Raw genomic sequence first — 16686 nt, forward strand, 5'->3', positions numbered from 1 at the left:
CCATTCTACATTAGGCAATAAGTCCCCGTATTGGTTCGAAAAAAACTACTACAAGCAACTTCAGGCTTCATAAAGTTGTGTCTACTTTCTTGACAGAAGTTCAATTTCCACATATTCCACTGTATAAATCCAATGAAACTAACCCCAACCGCAGATGTCATGAGACATCATTGGATACAATCCAATCAAATCCCTTAAGTTCAGGTATTTCGACCTTTCTCTCAACTCAAATAAAGGTAAGCTTTGCTTACCCCAAAACATATAAATTTTTATTTGTGAAAAAAGGGTTGTCCCATTTGTAGCTGTAGCTACTTTTGAGACAACCTTTTTTGAACACATTAAGAAGTGAAGCCACCGCTAGTAGGGAATGGATTGTTGTGGGTGTTAGCTTTAGTGCTGGTGCTGGTGCTGGTGCTGGTGCTGGTGTTTGGTGTTTGGTATTTGGTATTTAGTGTTTGGTGTTTGGTATTAAGTATTTAGTGTTTGGTATTAAGTATTTAGTATTTAGTATTTAGTATTTGGTGTTTGGCGTTTGGCGTTTGGCGTTTGGCGTTTGGCGTTTGGCGTTTGGTGTTGATGAATGAGACTATGAATAAGCGAATTTTACTCTGTGATTGATTTTGTTTTTCTATATTTCAATCTTTACCCGGCTTAAATGAGCAAAAGTTGTACAACGTACAACAATTCTCGGCGGTTTCTTCTCATTAAGCTGTCGTTGTTGTATGTTGTACAACATTTTCCCCGTATTTCGCCCAATTGAGCTAATTCCGGGAGGAAATGTTGTATTTTCTGCAACAATTGATGTGATAACGCCGATTATCTTGCTTATTGTTGCGCAATGTACAACTTCGCATGCCTGTAGCACACTTTACTTCGCTTGCCTGTATCGAACTTACTCAACCTTGATAGCCACTCTTGCACAAAAACGGAGTAAACCTTTATTCTTTACACACTAGCGGCGGAGTGGTGCTTTGGCATACTTTGATTCAATTGCAAGGAAGGTTCACTACCTTACTCATTCAAAATGACCCGCTTTACGATCCGCAGGGAAAACAAGCCCCATCTGCCTTCTAGCCTCATCCATAATGGCCATGGCTATGCTTGAATTCGCATGTGAGTTCGTCGTGGACTCCAATGTTCCACTTTTAATAAGCCGTATAAATTCTTCCGCTTCATACCGCATCGTTCTTACAGCTTGTTCCCGCGTCAAGTTTTCCACAGAACCATCTCGGTAACGGATTTCAACTTTTTCAGGCGTGTTGATTTTATCGATGACCATCGTCGCATGCTCACCCTGAATCTCCGCAGGTAGATATGAACTTGAAATTTTGGAGTGCATGATAACCGCATCCATCTCTTTGTAGCTCAGCAGCAGGCTGCCCTCCCCATCCACACCCGACTCCAGCAGGACTCCGCTTGCTTGTACACGTTCAGGAGCGCCAAAAAGCACCGCCAACGGATAAATACAATAAACGCCTAAATCCATGATCGAGCCATTGGAAAAAATGGGATTAAAAGCATTCAGTACCGTTCCCTGCTTATAAGCATCATACCGAGAGGAATATTGGCAATAACTCGCAAAATAACGACGAATTTTCCCCAACTTATGTAAATTGTCTTGTATCGCCTTGAAATTAGGAAGCAGTGTTGACTTGAGAGCTTCCATGAACACCACTTTATTACTTTGTGCAGCTTGAATCATCGCTGAGAGCTCAGCGGTATTGGATGCCGCAGGCTTTTCGCAGATGACATGCTTGCCATGATTCATACAGAGTATCGCGTATTCAGCGTGAAACGAGTTCGGACTCGCGATATAAACTGCGTCGAATTCCTTACTTTGCGCAAACGTTTCTAGGCTTGTATAGATATGAGAAACCTCAAATTTCTGAGCGAATTCCGCAGCTTTCTCCTCTGTACGCGAGTATACGGCAGTTAAGGCGAATTCCCCCGTCTCGCGGGCAGCATGAATGAATTCTTCCGTAATCCAGTTGGTTCCAATAACAGCAAAACGTATCATATCGCTCTCCTTTATTCCACTCTTGTTTTTTATAACTATACCATGATTATAGAATTGTTGAAAAAGAGAACAGAAACATGAAGTCAGAATTCCCCCCTTAATACTCCCCTTGACATGAAACTAAAAGGTTTCGTATAATCCTTTGTGTAACCATTTGGTTTCGTATTGTAATGCCTTTAGAAAACCTAGTCTTTTGGATACAATACGAAAAGGACATACGGGAAGGAATGACATACGATGCAAGACGAATTGCTGAAAAAGCTGCGCTACAAGCAAGGACGAGCTCTCGTTCTTCATGCACCTGAAGGCTACAAGCTTGGCATTGAGGATAATGAGGAGCCGAATGGGACCTACGATTTTGTTCAGCTTTTTGTTAACAATGCCGCTGAGGTGGAGGAGTGGGCACCAAAAGCGATTGCCCTTTTGAACGAAGAGGCTGTGTTCTGGATAACCTATCCGAAGCAAAGCTCGAAGGTGAAAACCGACATTAACCGTGACATTCTGTGGAAGTTGATGGATGAGAAAACGGACTATCGTCTTGTAAGCAATGTTGCGGTGGACGATAAATGGTCGGCCCTGCGTTTGCGTCATAAGAGTAAAGTAAAAACGAAATCCTAAAAAAAATTAATTATTGGAGGCTTCTTATTTATGGAAAATCAGACTCAAGGCACATTGCCGGATATCAAGCAAACACTTGTTTTTAACGCACCGATTCAAAAGGTTTGGAATGCCGTAGCGACATCTGATGGCATCGCAGCTTGGCTCATGCCCAATAATTTCAAGCCAGAAGTTGGCTATGAATTTCATTTGGAAGCAGGACCTTTTGGCAAATCCCCTTGTAAAGTAACCGAGCTCGACCCGCCGAACCGTTTGACTTTCGCTTGGGGCAAGGATTGGTCGCTGACTTTCGAATTGACTGATTTAGAAGGCAAAACGGAGTTCACTCTCATCCACTCCGGTTGGGATGCGGACAAAGTTACGGAATTTGGTCAACCTCACACAGCTGTTCGCGAGACCATGTCAATGGGCTGGGTTGGCTTGGCGAAGAAACTGGCTGCTCACGTCGAGGCTTAAGATGGCAGCCCCCTCGCAGAAGCATGACATCTTTCAAGCGATCGCCGATCCTACCCGCCGTCAGGTGTTGCAGCTGCTCGGCGATCAAGAGATGCCCGTCACGGTTATCTCCGGCCATTTCCCGATGAGCCGTACCGCGGTATCCAAGCATCTTCGCATTTTGGCTGATGCCGGGTTGGTGAAAGAACGCAAAGTCGGCCGCGAGACCCGGTACAGGCTGGAGGCGGAACCGCTTATGGAGTTGAAGCGTTGGCTATCCTATTATGAACGCTATTGGGAAAACAAGTTAAATGTGCTCAAACGGTTCGTGGAATCGGACGACGAGGAAGGCGGAAATGCTTTATCCGCTTTGGAATTGGTCGATCCCACGAAACATGAATAATAAGATAAAGTATAGAGACCGCTCTCTCCAATAGGAGATGAGCGGTCTCTATACTTTAGGGGGAATTACAAATCGAAACTAACCGAGCCTTCTACGCAAAGCAGTTTAGCTAGAGATGAATAAGCAAGTTCAGCTTGTTTATTCATTCTAATATTCGTGCATCTCGTCACATAAGACCTCAGGACATGCTTATTAGCTAATAAACAAAGACTTCCAGGGTCTATTAGCCAACAATAAGCATGCCTAACTTGCTTATGCACTCATAACCGGGGCTATTAAGGAAAATAAGCAACTTCAGTTACCGTATTCGCATAATGAACCACGCGCTTACTCGAAAAGATCATCTCCCCTGCTGATTCCACAGGTTGGATAACCTTTTTTTACACAACCTACTCCTGAACAGGCAGCCACTCTTGTGACCATTTCGTAATCTCACCGAAAATCGGAGCCAACGCCAACCCCTTGTCTGTTAGTGAATATTCGATACGAACGGGACTTTCTGGGAATACTACCCTCTTAACGATACCTTCATGCTCAAGCTCCTTCAGTCGCTCCGACAATACCTTGCCGCTCAAATTCGGAAGTGCTTGATCGATATTTATGAACCGCTGCGGGCCTGATAGTAATTGAAAAACGATAAGCGATGTCCAGCGCTTGCTGAGGATTTCTACAGCTTTTTCGAAACGAGGACACAATAGGTTGCGTTCCATGTTTATCACCTCTATATGTCTATTTATTATAGAGTAAGTTGACACGGATATACAAGGTTACAAAAAGTAATTTAGTTACTTGACGAAACTAACATTTTGACGTAATATCAGTTACATAAAGTAACTAAGTGAATTTAAGTAATTTAAAGAAAAGTGATTTCTAAAGGAGTGTTTTATCATGATTTCACCTATATTTGTAGGGCATGGATCTCCCATGATGGCTATTCAAGATACAGCTTGCACGCAATTCCTGCTCGACTACGGCAAGAAGCTTTCCCCGAAAGCTATTGTCATCTTCACGGCTCATTGGGAAACAGAGGTACTCACTATTTCGTCCACCAATGACGCATACGACACCATTTACGATTTCCGCGGCTTCCCGGATGAACTGTTTCAAATCAAATATCCTGCCAAAGGGGATGTGGAGCTGGCTCGAATGATCGCTGACCGTTTCACAGCGAAAGGTATCCCTGTGAATTTGGATTCACAGCGTGGGCTTGACCACGGCTCTTGGGTTCCGCTATTGCGGATGTTTCCAACACCAGAATGCCCAGTCATTCAAGTGTCCGTCAATCCGTACTTACCGCCTGCGGAGCAGTATCGCATCGGTGAAGCACTGCGCGGCCTTGATCAGGAGGATATCCTGATTATCGGAAGCGGTGCTACTGTGCATAACTTGCGAGCTCTCAACTGGGATGCCAAAGAGCCAGATGCTTGGGCTGTTGATTTCGACGAATGGCTCATTCAGAATATGCAAACGCAGAACTTGGAGGCGCTGTTCGACTACGCCACTTTAGCCCCTAACGCTCGAATGGCCGTCCCAAGACCAGAGCATTTCATTCCGCTCTTTATTACAATGGGCAGCGGCGACCCGGAACGTCCCGTTCAAGTGATTCATCGCAGCTATGAAGTCGGCTCGCTCAGCTATCTTTCGGTCTCTTTTTAATATGAAATGGACGACTCGCCTATTTCAAGGTTTGCTGGCAGCAGCGTTTTTAATGTTTGGCCTCTTGAAATTATCCACTAATCCCATGCAGGTGGAAGCTTTTAAAGTAACCTATGGGTATGGTTTAAACGCCATGTATGTTGTTGGAGCCATTGAATTATTGGCTGGGATTGGGTTAATTATCGGCTTCTGGAAGCCGCGCATCGCATTTTTCTCCGCTGGCACTATTGTAGTTATAATGGCCGGCGCCATGCTAACTCATGTCCGATCAGGTCAAGGTATGAGTACTGCGGCATTGCCGCTTATTTTTCTCATCCTGGCATTCATTGTTGTACTAAGGCGTTCCAAACGCGCATAAACAAACGGGTATCCCAGCCAGACGGCAGGTGATACCCGTTATTTGCGACTTACGACGGTACAGGCTTCGACATGTGTTCCCGATACTCCGTTGGCGTTAAGCCTGTATATTTTTTGAAGGTGCGCAGGAAGCTTCGCGTATTTGCATATCCGACTGCTCCCGAAACGTCATTAACTTTAATGGACTTATTTTTCAAAAGCTCCATTGCCGCTTTAATGCGAATCTCGATCATATAATCAATAAAATTGCTTTCCGTATGATCCTTAAACAGTCTGCTGATGTAAGGCGGAGTGAGATGAAACATTTCGGCCAACCGGTCTAATGACAGATCATACTCCTGATAATGCTCTCGGATATAGTCCAACATTCGCTCGATCGTCTCATTTTTCCCACGTTGATTGCGCTTTTCCTCAATTTGTGAAGCCAAGCCCTCGAGCGTATCTCCGACTAGCCGCTCCGCATCCTTCCAGTTCTCACATTTCCCGATCCGGTCATAGAAGCTGCTTAGGGGACCCATCGATATTTCCGGCTCAATCCCAATGGCTTTGACGGTTTGCAAAGATTTCATCACAAGGTCGTAGCACAGCTGCCTGATCAGCTCCGGAGGAAGATTGCTCCCAACCGCTTCACGGAATGTATCCGATAAGTATGCGAGCATCTTGACGCGATCTGTTTGCCTCATGGCCTCCATCACCGGATCGATCATCCGGCTGAGCTTATAATAATCCTGGCGGTCCGGCGGCTGCAAGTCATCTACCGATATGACCGAATGCTTGCCAAAGATCATCTTATAATGAAGCGCCTTCTGCGATTCATCGAAGGAGCTCGGTATCTCTTTCATCTCCATGCGGCATTTACCGACTCCGACCGTTACCGTTAAGCCAAACTGCCTCTTCATGATATCAAGGATGAGTTCAAGTATGACTAATGTTCTCAAATGATTTTGCTCTGCATCACCTTCTGCGAAGCTGAGAAGAACAGCCGCCCGGCCACCACCCAAATCAATGGCCAAACCCGCATGCTCAGTTCGGATTAGCTCCTCTGCGACATTGCAGAACATATAGGTGTACAACGTTTCGTCCCGCGGATTAAGCTGTTCTCCTTCCTTGCCAATCTCAGCCGTACAAACGATAAAGCGCTCCGAATACATGTGAATGCCCAAAAATTCCAAATGATGATACATCGCATGGAAATCGGAACGGTTGCCGTTCAATACATCCATCATGATCTTCCACTTGAGCATAGGCTTTGAATCCCTGACATGCTGTTCCAAGTGCTCACGGTCTGTAACCATCTCATCGAATATAAGCTCCAGGTTTCTGAGTCCTATACTCTCTGCTCCCTGCCCTCTACGCTTGTTCACGCCGGACAGCTTACCTGCCAAACGATCCAACGGCTTAAAGGTCCAGCGGTTCACATAAAATAATGCAGCCAATGCCAAAAAGAACATAACGACGGCAAATGTGAGCAGCAGATTGCGTGTAACCTTGATCGGCTCAAATACGGTGGACTCTGGCATTATACTAACAAATTTCCAACCTGTGTATCCGCTCGTCCGGTAAAAAACTGACTCCTGAATCCCGTCCAGCTTCACATTGAAGGATCCGCTGTCTGGATCTCTTAATATCGACTGTATATACGGCAGCGACTTCATGTTGCGGTAAAGCTGGTTCTTATCGTCATGAGTGACGACATTTCCTTCCGCATCCAGAATGAAAAATTGACCAGCGTGGCCATCCTCATAGATGGCTTTAATCATCTGAGACAACTGAGCCTCTTTGATGCTAATAGCCATTAGACCCTTCCTGAAGCCAGGACTGCTAAGGCTAGGAAAGCTGCGGACCAAGGTAATCACATCTTGGGTCTCATGACCATCCCATACCTTCTGAGTCGTTAGCCACTTAAAATATTCAGGCATATCCAGGTACTGGGCCAACCAATTGAACTCTGACGAAGCTTGCTTTAAATAGGTTTCCTCTGTCATTAAGTCGCCACTGATATGTGAATACGCAAAGACGGAAGAATAATTCGGATTATTTGAAATAAATTCCCTCAATCTGTTTGTCAATGTATAGTAAATGCTATATCTGTGACCGTCATCACTGTAGCTGTTATTCATAAAATAAACAAATTCCAGCCCTTCGGCCATAGAGAGCAGATCCTTCTCCGTCTGGCGAAAGGCAGCCTCTATCTTGGAATCAACCTGTTTCAGCAGCGCAAGATTAGCATCCTGCAAGTCCTTCTGCAGCCTACCTACAGTGCCGGCATAGGATAACCAGAAGGTCAAGGCGATGATGAAGAGGAATACGATACCATATATCATCATGGCTTTTCCGGATATGCTGGTTCTCATGGTGGACCTCCGCTCGGTCGCATTGTTTTTGTTTTTTATTGTACCATTAACACAGCTGTCCTGGAGGGGAATGCTGAACTAACCTTATCAAATACTGTTAAAATCGCAATAGACAGTTTTTGTGGGACGTCGCATTTCTTTTGATCCAACGCTGTAAGAGTACTATTCAACGGCCTCAATACTACTGTCTTTAAAAGATGTAACTTGATCCGCCAATAGGTCACTTCCCCGAATGAAAAAAAACATACCCAGACAAGAGAACTCTCTCGCCCAGCATGCCGACTGATGTACGAATTTAAATGGAATGGTACAAGTTCCGATAACCGCTTGGCGTCAACTCCGTCAATTTTTTGAACGTATGGCAAAAGTGGGAAATATCCTGAAACCCTACAGAAGCCGCAACCTCCGTTATGGGCAGATCGCTCCCCTGTAAGTAGTCCTTCGCTTTATTGATGCGATAAGCAATTAGAAACTCATTGACAGAGACCCCTGTATCCTGTTTGAAAATTCTACAAAGATAGGATCGCGAAAGGTGAAACTGTCCGCACAAATCCTCTATGCGCAAAGGTTCCTGGAAATGCTCCATCATATAGCTCAGTATGCTTTCGACGACCCTCTTCCGGTCTTCCGATCCCGGCTGAACAATGCCTATATCCGTCTGATACCGGCCTAACTGAGTAAACATATGCAGAAGAAGCCCTTTCACAGCAAGGGGATATCCCGGCTGCTGTTCTCGGATTTCCCGCTCCAGTTGACTAAGCGTTTCCTGCAAACCCAGCAATTGGCGGGCATTCAACTGGACATGGAAGGAGTCGCTACCCGGTCCCGGAAGCCACTGCTCGATCCAAGCGGCTATTTGTCCATCTCGCTCGTACAAATCCTCCAGATAGCTTTTCTCCACGGCAAGGACATAGCGATGAAATGGAACCTCCATATCCGGGCGGGATCTATGCATGGCCATAGGCCTTACAACCGTGAAGCTTCCCGGTCCTAGTGTATGAATCCGTTCACCGGCAATATATTTGCCGCTACCTTGTATACATAAATAAAATTCGAATCCGCTATGCGAATGGAAGCTGCGCTGGTACAAGTTCGTCGTTCGATACAAACAATGAACAGGAAAGGCAGAAAGTGTCAGATTCGTCCACTCATCTATTGATGCTCCAATGGCATCAGGCTGCTCCACCAGTTCTACGTTTTCCGATTTCACCCCGCTCACAGTTCTTCACTTCCTTCGGTTCTAATTCGTAGACAATACCCCAAGTCAATAAGAGCATACGCCAAGCCTAACGGTCCTCCTGCATAGTATAGTGAACGTATGCCACTACTCTTTCAAGGAGGAATACGACAGTGCCAACTACACTTACATCTGCTCACCTAGAACAAACCGCCAGTCAAATTTATGGTTACATGCTATCTAATCATTCAGGAAATTGGGGGTTGGATATTCATCATTGGGACTGGGTGCCCGGTGTCGGCGTTATATCGATACTAGCTTATTATGAAAGCACGCAAAAACAGGAGATCCTGGATCATCTGACCTTATGGGCACGCAAAAACATGCATAAATCGGAGCATCTGAAGGTCATTAACTCCATGGCTCCCTTCGCCATATTTCCTGCTCTTTATGGCCACACGAAGGACCTCGTCTTCCTAGAAACTGCCGAGCGCATCGGGAAGTGGATGCTAACCGAAGCTCCCCGTACAAGGGAGGGCGCCTTTGAGCATACCGTTACCGAGAATGCCAGCTTCCCGGAGCAGGTATGGGCTGACACGATCTTCATGGCTGATCTGTTCCTAGCGCGGCTTGCCCGCCTTACCGGTGAAACCGCCTATGCCCAAGAAGCTGTCAACCAGCTTGACCTCCACTTGCGGTTACTTCAGGACGACAGATCAGGTGTGCTGTTCCACGGTTGGAACTGCATCGCCCAGGATCATATGTCCGCTGCACGCTGGACGAGAGCTAACGCATGGATCGCAGTCGCAACGCCGATGATCCTGCAAGAACTCGAGGGCCTCACCCAAGTACCCGAAGAAACTTTAGAACGCTACCGTGCTATGATGCAAGGACTCATCCGTTATCAACAAGCAGATGGCCTATGGGCCACCGTCATGGATCAACCTGATTACTATCCAGAGACTTCAGGCAGCGCCGGTATCGCTTGCGGCATTCTACTAGCCGTGAAACGCGGTTTGTTGGACGCATCCACCAAGGAAGCAGCCTATCGCGCTGCTGAATCTATTCTATCAAAAGTTCTGCCTAGCGGGGAAGTAACCGGCGTGTCGGGCGGAACACCTGTTATGCCGACGATTGAAGCTTATAACACAATTCCATGTTATCCAACGCTTTATGGACAGGGATTAGTGCTAATGCTGCTCTCCGAAATGCTTGAAAAAAGGAAGGAGACCGCCATTTAATTGGCGAGCTCCTTTTTTTGCTTCCTTAGTTCGGATGCTTATCATTCGGCTTCAAGGAAATCGACAGTTGTTGCTGCGAACCGTCAGCACGATTGTCATCCTGCCTTGCTATCACGTGCTCAGCTTCTTCTTCAATGACAATCAGAGGCAATTCGTTCACCGAGTCACCTATAGCTAACGAGAATAAAAACGCAGCTTTGTCCATAGCTTGGAAGTCTATGGTTTGCCGCTCGCCTGTGTAAATAACCAGATCCAGTCCATAGGTGTCTCCCTGTTTGCTCCATTCCCAGTTCCAACCGGCGGTAGCGGAGGATACGCTTTTGTCACCGCAGCGTAGTTGGTTCTCTCCAGTACCCTCAAAGGCAGCATATAAGCTTTCGAAGCGCAGTGGCAGTCCATTGATCTGCACTTGCGCCACAGCGCCTTCCTGCTCAATGCTCATACGCTCCAAGCAACCGCCAAATTCCATTCGAATCCGGAAATCCGCTGCCTCTATACGGCCTTGGATACGATCCAAATTCGGGTGTGTATCCCCGCCGTTCGTCAGAAAGTTTACACCTAACAGCAATTGGTTGCGGCTCGCCGCAACACTGAGAACAGCCGAGCAATAATCGTACCCATCATGTAAGCAGCGCATTTGCAGATAGGTCGACTGCCCGCCATTATCGAAATATGCGACCATCCCTCTTGTTTGATTCCACATGATCTCTTTCCTAAACACTCCGATCGCATATTGCGGCGTTATGTAAGTCTCCGCCCATTTCACGAATCCAGTCTCCTCATTGCGATAATAAGGCTGCCTAAGATCACGTACCTCAACTCGTGTAAATTGTTCAACATATTGTTCCGGACACTCTATTCCGCTGCCAAACCACTCCGCATCATAATCCAATTCGTCAGAGACAAAGAAAACCAGCTTGTTATCGGTAGCGACTTGCAGGAAGGATTTGGCCTTATTCGTCAGTAAGGTACTGTAGCTGCGGCTATGCGGACCGGCCCATTGCTGGGAGACCGGATGATAATGTTCCACCACCATTCGCCAAACCTTGTCTAACAATTCGGCGGTTATGTCCTTCGCACGAGAATGGAGGGAATACTCGCGAATTTTAGACAGCTCTACAATGGCAATGACAGAATAGGTAGGACTGTTGAATTCTTGGAAGGTCCCTAGATTGGCTGTATATTGCTGCAGTTTCTCTAGCCTTTCCAGCCCATAATCAGCATAATCCTTCCGTTCATACAGCTCACCAGCGATCAAGGTCACAAATGCCCCCATAATCGCAATATTCGTATAGTGCGGTCCTACATTCCGCTTGATGATCGCGTCGCATGCAAAGCTTACCGATTCGCGAATCTGATCTTTCAGCGCTTCAGGCAGCTTATGACCGTGACGCAGTACCGCAAGAAGCAGCTCCTTGCCGCAAAAATCCGCCCAGTTCCAATCAGGAGGAGCCATCTGTGTAAGCGGCTCTTCGTAAAACCAAGGCCATATACCACAAGTATCACTTAGCGGATTGCGATCCTGCAAGGATAACAGACGGCCAATGATATCATAGGCCCTCTGTTCATATTCCTTTATTTCCGTATTTAGCAAGCCAACTGCATAGAGCAGCGATTGATAAGTCGGATGAGTCGTCGGGTGATCTTTCGCCGTTAGCGTAGTATGATACCCTGGGCTATGAAAAGGCCGACGAAGCATATAGACCTGAGAATCGTACTCGCTTTCTTTGGCTGTGATTGCTTTTATCAATAGTGCTTTATGATCAAGAATAGTCTCTTTTACGCTCATGCCGGAAAAATTCCTCCTTTATTTCAAGAATTCTTTATTCTTCTCATACCACTCTTGTGCAAGCTTCTCCACATTGTCCCCGCCAAGACGCTTCCACTCTTTACGCGACTCTTCCATAGCAGCCTCTGGGGTTGATGCACTGCCTCCAGTAACAGCTTTCACCTCGATTTGCGTAGCAATCGGATGGAAGGTGGCGATCAGTTGGCTTACTTCCGGAATATCCGGGCTAAAGGCTATGTCTCTGCGGTATTTGTTTTTGAGTGCCACATCCAGTGCCTGTGTCTTCAATTTGGCATATTCCTGGGAGAGCGGATCCTGAGCAGCCATGATCGGGAACCAGTCGGATTTTAGGCTAAAATCAGTTACAATCGCATACTCAGCAGCATAGCCAACTTCCTTACGGGATTTGTCAGCATCGATGACTTGCGGGATCTTACCGTCAATTAACTTGTAATGGACATTTTCCTCGCCGTATTTCATCGCCATATCCCCTTTATCCATCATCCAATCGAGGAATTTAACAGCGGATTCGATTTTATCCTCTTTCATTTTACTGTTAAAGGCTACCAGAATATTCGCCGGAAGCTCTTGATACAAACCATTTTTCCCATACTTGCTGGCCACCGGCTCTAAAGGAACCATTTTGGCATCGGGTACATTTTTCTTAAGATCCATATATTCGTTTTGCATATTCCATGAACTAAAATAAATACCTGCCTTGCCAGTCGTCCACATTTGACGAGCGCGCTGGAAGTTGCTATCCGTGATATACTCCTTATCTAACAAGCCTTGATCGAATAATGTTTTCTGATAGGCAACAGAATCCTTGTAACGATCCAATGTTCTGCCAAACTTGAGCTTGCCCTCTTCCAAATACCACTGATTCTCATTCACGAAAAAGAGAGCTCTAATGATTTGCACACCATTGCCATTAAACACAATAGGCACTGTATCTGCTTTACCGTTACCGTCCGGATCTGCTTCCTTAAACTTCTTGGCCACCTCGATCAATTCTTCCGTTGTCGTTGGCGCCTTCAAGCCCAGCTTATCCAACCAATCCTGACGAATCCACATTCCGTGATTGGCAATCCCATCTATACTTCTGCTGCTTGTGACCGCATACATCTTGCCGTTAATCGTCGAAGCTGATTTAAGCTCAGGATGCTCCTGAAGATACTTTTTCAAAGTCGTGCTATATTTCTCGATAAAACTATCTACCGGTTGAATGGCACCTTGGTTAGCCAATTGCGCAATATAGTTGCGGTCATACTCCCAAATGAGATCAGGTGCGCTCCCGGAAGCTACTAGGGTACTCAGCTTTTGTTGAGCCTGCGCACGAGGTACTGGCACCCAGGTTACCTTAGCCGGCGAATTCTCATTCATCCACTTTGTCCAACGGTTGCTCTCGTAACTGCCTTCCTCTGCGGCTACTGTTCCACGATCAAAAGCGGAAATGCTGATTTCTTTCTTCGGACCGGCCGCTGTTACCGTAGCTGTTGCACTTCCTTGAGGCTTTGCTGAACTGCTCCCCTCTTTAGTCGTATTCATACTACAAGCAGCTAATACTGCTAAAGACATACTTGCTGCAAGAACTGGTTTCCACGCATGTTTAGTCATTTTCAATGGTTCCATCCCCCTAAATATTGTGTGGTATATATCAAGGACTATTTGCCCCAAGATATCAGCCTTTGACCGATCCAATCAAGACGCCTTTGACAAAATGCTTCTGTAAGAACGGGTAAACGACCAGAATGGGCGTGACTGCAATGACAATCGCTGCCGCTTTAATCCCTTCGGGTGTAAGCGTCATCTCCGCAACACCCTCGCTGCCGGACGCACGATCCAGTAGATTCTGATCCACCTGCAGGATCATTTGATAGAGCTTGAGCGTTAAGGTTTGCTTGGTTGTTTTGGTAACATACAGCAATACATTGAAGTATGAATTCCACCAGCCTACGGCATAAAAGAGTGAGATAGCAGCTATGATCGGTTTGCATAATGGCAAAATGATTTGAACCAGAATTCGCCAATCCCCCGCGCCGTCAATAGACGCTGATTCCTCCACTTCCTCCGGCAAGCCTTCCATGAACGTTTTCATCACAAACATGTTGTACGTACTGATTAATGAGGGAAGCCATAAAGCCCAATAGGTATCCATAAGTCCTAATGATTTAACGAGTATAAAATTCGGGATTACCCCCGAAACGAACAACATGGTGAAGGTGATGAAAATAAGCAGCCCATTACGCCCCATCAGTCTTCGTCTGGAAAGCGGATACGCAGCCAGTAAAGTAAGTGTCATATTGAGCGCTGTGCCGACTATGGTTACCAGCACCGTATTCCACATCGCTACAAAGAGCTGTCCATCCTGGAAAAGACGCTTATAGGCCTCCGCATTGAATTCGACCGGCCACAACGTCACTTCACCCGCTGTAATAGCCCTGCTGCTGCTGAAGGACGATACAACCTCATACCAGAACGGGTATAAGGCAATTAACGAAAGAAAACCGAGTATCGCATAATTTGCTGACGTCCCTAGACGGGTTACGAGGGATTGCTTTTTATATAAACTTTGCATCGCTTACCATAACCCCCGTTCTCCAAACGCTCGAGTCAATCTGTTTACACCTACGACCAGTATCAACCCAACTGCGGATTGGAACAACCCTAGAGCCGTTGTATAGCTGTAGTTCATATTCTGCAAACCGACACGATACACGTATGTGCTAATTACATCCGCAACATCCAAGACGGACATGTTCTGCAGAACCAGTGTCTGCTCAAGCCCCACATCCATCATCTGCCCCATTCGAAGAACGAGCAGGATAGCTATTGTGCTGCGAATGCCCGGCAATGTAATATGCCAAATCTGACGAAGCTTCGATGCGCCATCCATCTTGGCCGCTTCATACAGCTGCGGATCAATCGAGGCCATTGCAGCCAGATAAAGAATCGTGCCCCAGCCCGCTTCCCGCCATATGCCTGATAAGGTATAAGCAACAGGCCACCAGCCTGAGCTAGCCATGAAATAAATAGGCTCGATGCCAAACACCTTCGTCAGCACCAAATTGACAACTCCCGTGCTTGGTGAAAGCATAGCAATGAAGATGCCCCCAAGGACAACCCATGAGATGAAATGGGGCAAGTAGAGCAGATTCTGAACGGTCCGCTTGTACCATTCTTTGCGTACTTCATTAAGCAGAAGCGCGAGTAGTATCGGTACCGGAAATCCAAAAACAAGGCTGTATACATTGAGCACCAGCGTATTTCTTAATACTCTCCAGAAATCGATGCTTTGGAATAAGCTTGTGAAGTGTTTAAGCCCTACGAACTTGCTGCCGAAGATGCCGTCGGCGAATCGATAGTCCTTGAAGGCAATAATCTCGCCGGCCATCGGAGCATATTTAAATAGCAGATAAAATCCAATCACAGGCAGAAGCATCAGATACAAATGTCGATCCCGTATCAAGCGGCCTCGGAATGCGGACGGAATCGGCTTGGTTGGAATTGGCTTCCGCTGGCTTAGCTTCTTATGTAAGCCGGTCACTCTTTCCTCCATGTTGTGTTCACCCTTTCCAAATGTGAGCCTGCTGTTGTGCCGGCGACATCATCGTATCCTGCCGCTGCTTACTTGCAAATAGACACGTTTTGCTCTGCTGTCTTTTCTTAACAATTGCCCTGTCACCTTACTTAAACTAGGTTCATTTTCCTAAGGTGACCGCAACTAATCAATACGGTAACGAAGGCGGTTTACCTTGGTTTCCGTGCCTTGACGGCGAAACGAGCTTATTCGAGTACAGTGATGGGCGATCCTCGGTTCCATAAGCGCGGATAACAGCGCTTATGCTATGCGCACTCTCGCTTTAAGCTCGGATATCGCGCTTTCTCCCTACGCTCTACGCACGCTCACCGCAAGCCCACTCTCCAAACCCAGACGCACTAAAAAAACCTAGCAGAAGAATGATCACCGCTAGGTCCTTTGTTGTGCTATGCGATACGTTTAGTTGGGAGGGAATTGGACATAGGGCCTTGAAATCGTGCTTCTTTGAATTTATTTAGCGGTTATAACACGATTTCAAATACGGCCGCTATCGCTTTTCCACTCCAATTCTATTCCCTTTTCTGTTCTACTTTGTGCTCCTTCCACTTCTCTATTCCCTAATCGGCTTTCAATTCGGTATTAATATCGGTAAACCCCTTGTAATATCCAGTACATTTCCCCTTCACAAGCTTCGCAGGAATTGCGGTTGCACTTAAAGGTATCCATTAACGCTTTAGTTCTGTAAAAAACTTAAACATTCTTATATGTTAAGAAAACCTTGGCCATTAGCTAGGTCCTTCGATTAACAGCCCCTCCCAGCTTCTAGGACATCATTACATGCCACATACAGCGCGGGTGCCAGCACTGTTTTCATCTGCAACGATGAAAATCATCGTTCTAGCGAGCGACAGCCACGGCTGAGGCATCTGTAACGATGTAAAACATCGTTACAAGTTGCACACAGCGCGGATATCAGGCCTTATATCACCTGCAACGATGTAAAACACACTACAAATGCATCAAACCTAACATGAAAATATTGTTAGAATAATTTCCTATATAAGGAATAATATGATGTATTTTCGTGGACGAATACAA

Annotated in this window: 14 protein-coding genes; 6 read left to right on the forward strand and 8 right to left on the reverse strand. The window is 46.2% G+C overall.

Features of this window, described 5'->3' with window-relative positions:
- Nucleotides 1-1015: 1015 nt before the first annotated feature.
- Nucleotides 1016-2017, reverse strand: coding sequence for a Gfo/Idh/MocA family protein (locus ASG85_RS30055; protein ID WP_060648657.1), 1002 nt, complete (start codon nt 2015-2017; stop codon nt 1016-1018).
- Between the two features lie 237 nt (nt 2018-2254).
- Here ASG85_RS30055 and ASG85_RS30060 point away from each other — a divergent pair, with 237 nt between their 5' ends.
- Genes ASG85_RS30060 through ASG85_RS30070 form a run of 3 tightly spaced genes read left to right on the forward strand, consistent with a single transcriptional unit; the run spans nt 2255 to nt 3473 of the window.
- Nucleotides 2255-2635: a hypothetical protein gene (locus ASG85_RS30060; protein WP_057304020.1), complete on the forward strand. Its 381-nt coding sequence runs from the start codon at nt 2255-2257 to the stop codon at nt 2633-2635.
- Between the two features lie 30 nt (nt 2636-2665).
- Entirely contained in the window at nt 2666-3091 is a 426-nt protein-coding gene (locus ASG85_RS30065) for an SRPBCC family protein (RefSeq protein WP_057304019.1), read from the forward strand.
- A gap of 1 nt (nt 3092) precedes the next feature.
- A complete protein-coding gene (locus ASG85_RS30070) occupies nt 3093-3473 on the forward strand; it encodes an ArsR/SmtB family transcription factor (RefSeq protein WP_060648658.1) in 381 nt (126 codons plus the stop codon).
- Nucleotides 3474-3862: 389 nt separating this feature from the next.
- Here the strand turns inward: ASG85_RS30070 and ASG85_RS30075 are convergent, their stop codons facing one another.
- Entirely contained in the window at nt 3863-4183 is a 321-nt protein-coding gene (locus tag ASG85_RS30075; RefSeq protein WP_057304017.1) for a winged helix-turn-helix transcriptional regulator, read from the reverse strand.
- A 178-nt stretch (nt 4184-4361) separates the two neighbouring features.
- Between ASG85_RS30075 and ASG85_RS30080 the strand changes: the two genes are divergently transcribed.
- Both ASG85_RS30080 and ASG85_RS30085 read left to right on the forward strand, forming a co-directional pair.
- Nucleotides 4362-5129 carry a DODA-type extradiol aromatic ring-opening family dioxygenase gene (locus tag ASG85_RS30080; protein ID WP_060648660.1) on the forward strand — a complete coding sequence of 256 codons (768 nt, stop codon included), beginning with the start codon at nt 4362-4364 and terminating at the stop codon, nt 5127-5129.
- 1 nt (nt 5130) lies between these two features.
- Nucleotides 5131-5487: a DoxX family protein gene (locus tag ASG85_RS30085; protein WP_162251253.1), complete on the forward strand. Its 357-nt coding sequence runs from the start codon at nt 5131-5133 to the stop codon at nt 5485-5487.
- A gap of 49 nt (nt 5488-5536) precedes the next feature.
- Here ASG85_RS30085 and ASG85_RS30090 read toward each other — a convergent pair whose 3' ends face one another.
- Both ASG85_RS30090 and ASG85_RS30095 read right to left on the reverse strand, forming a co-directional pair.
- Complete coding sequence (locus tag ASG85_RS30090) at nt 5537-7840, reverse strand: helix-turn-helix domain-containing protein (protein ID WP_060648661.1); 2304 nt, start codon at nt 7838-7840, stop codon at nt 5537-5539.
- A gap of 295 nt (nt 7841-8135) precedes the next feature.
- Entirely contained in the window at nt 8136-9059 is a 924-nt protein-coding gene (locus ASG85_RS30095; protein ID WP_060648663.1) for an AraC family transcriptional regulator, read from the reverse strand.
- Between the two features lie 131 nt (nt 9060-9190).
- Here ASG85_RS30095 and ASG85_RS30100 point away from each other — a divergent pair, with 131 nt between their 5' ends.
- Nucleotides 9191-10258 (forward strand): glycoside hydrolase family 105 protein, encoded by a 1068-nt coding sequence (locus ASG85_RS30100; RefSeq protein ID WP_235550260.1) that lies wholly within the window; start codon nt 9191-9193, stop codon nt 10256-10258.
- A gap of 25 nt (nt 10259-10283) precedes the next feature.
- Here ASG85_RS30100 and ASG85_RS30105 read toward each other — a convergent pair whose 3' ends face one another.
- The 4 genes from ASG85_RS30105 to ASG85_RS30120 all read right to left on the reverse strand — a co-directional run bounded on the left by ASG85_RS30105 (nt 10284) and on the right by ASG85_RS30120 (nt 15606).
- Nucleotides 10284-12047 carry a hypothetical protein gene (locus ASG85_RS30105; protein ID WP_060648664.1) on the reverse strand — a complete coding sequence of 588 codons (1764 nt, stop codon included), beginning with the start codon at nt 12045-12047 and terminating at the stop codon, nt 10284-10286.
- 18 nt (nt 12048-12065) lie between these two features.
- Entirely contained in the window at nt 12066-13664 is a 1599-nt protein-coding gene (locus ASG85_RS30110) for an extracellular solute-binding protein (protein ID WP_060648669.1), read from the reverse strand.
- A gap of 64 nt (nt 13665-13728) precedes the next feature.
- Nucleotides 13729-14625 carry a carbohydrate ABC transporter permease gene (locus ASG85_RS30115; RefSeq protein ID WP_057304010.1) on the reverse strand — a complete coding sequence of 299 codons (897 nt, stop codon included), beginning with the start codon at nt 14623-14625 and terminating at the stop codon, nt 13729-13731.
- A 3-nt stretch (nt 14626-14628) separates the two neighbouring features.
- Nucleotides 14629-15606 (reverse strand): ABC transporter permease, encoded by a 978-nt coding sequence (locus ASG85_RS30120; RefSeq protein ID WP_082588296.1) that lies wholly within the window; start codon nt 15604-15606, stop codon nt 14629-14631.
- Between the last annotated feature and the right edge of the window lie 1080 nt (nt 15607-16686).

The sequence above is a fragment of the Paenibacillus sp. Soil724D2 genome, assembly GCF_001427935.1.
Classification (GTDB): domain Bacteria; phylum Bacillota; class Bacilli; order Paenibacillales; family NBRC-103111; genus Paenibacillus_E.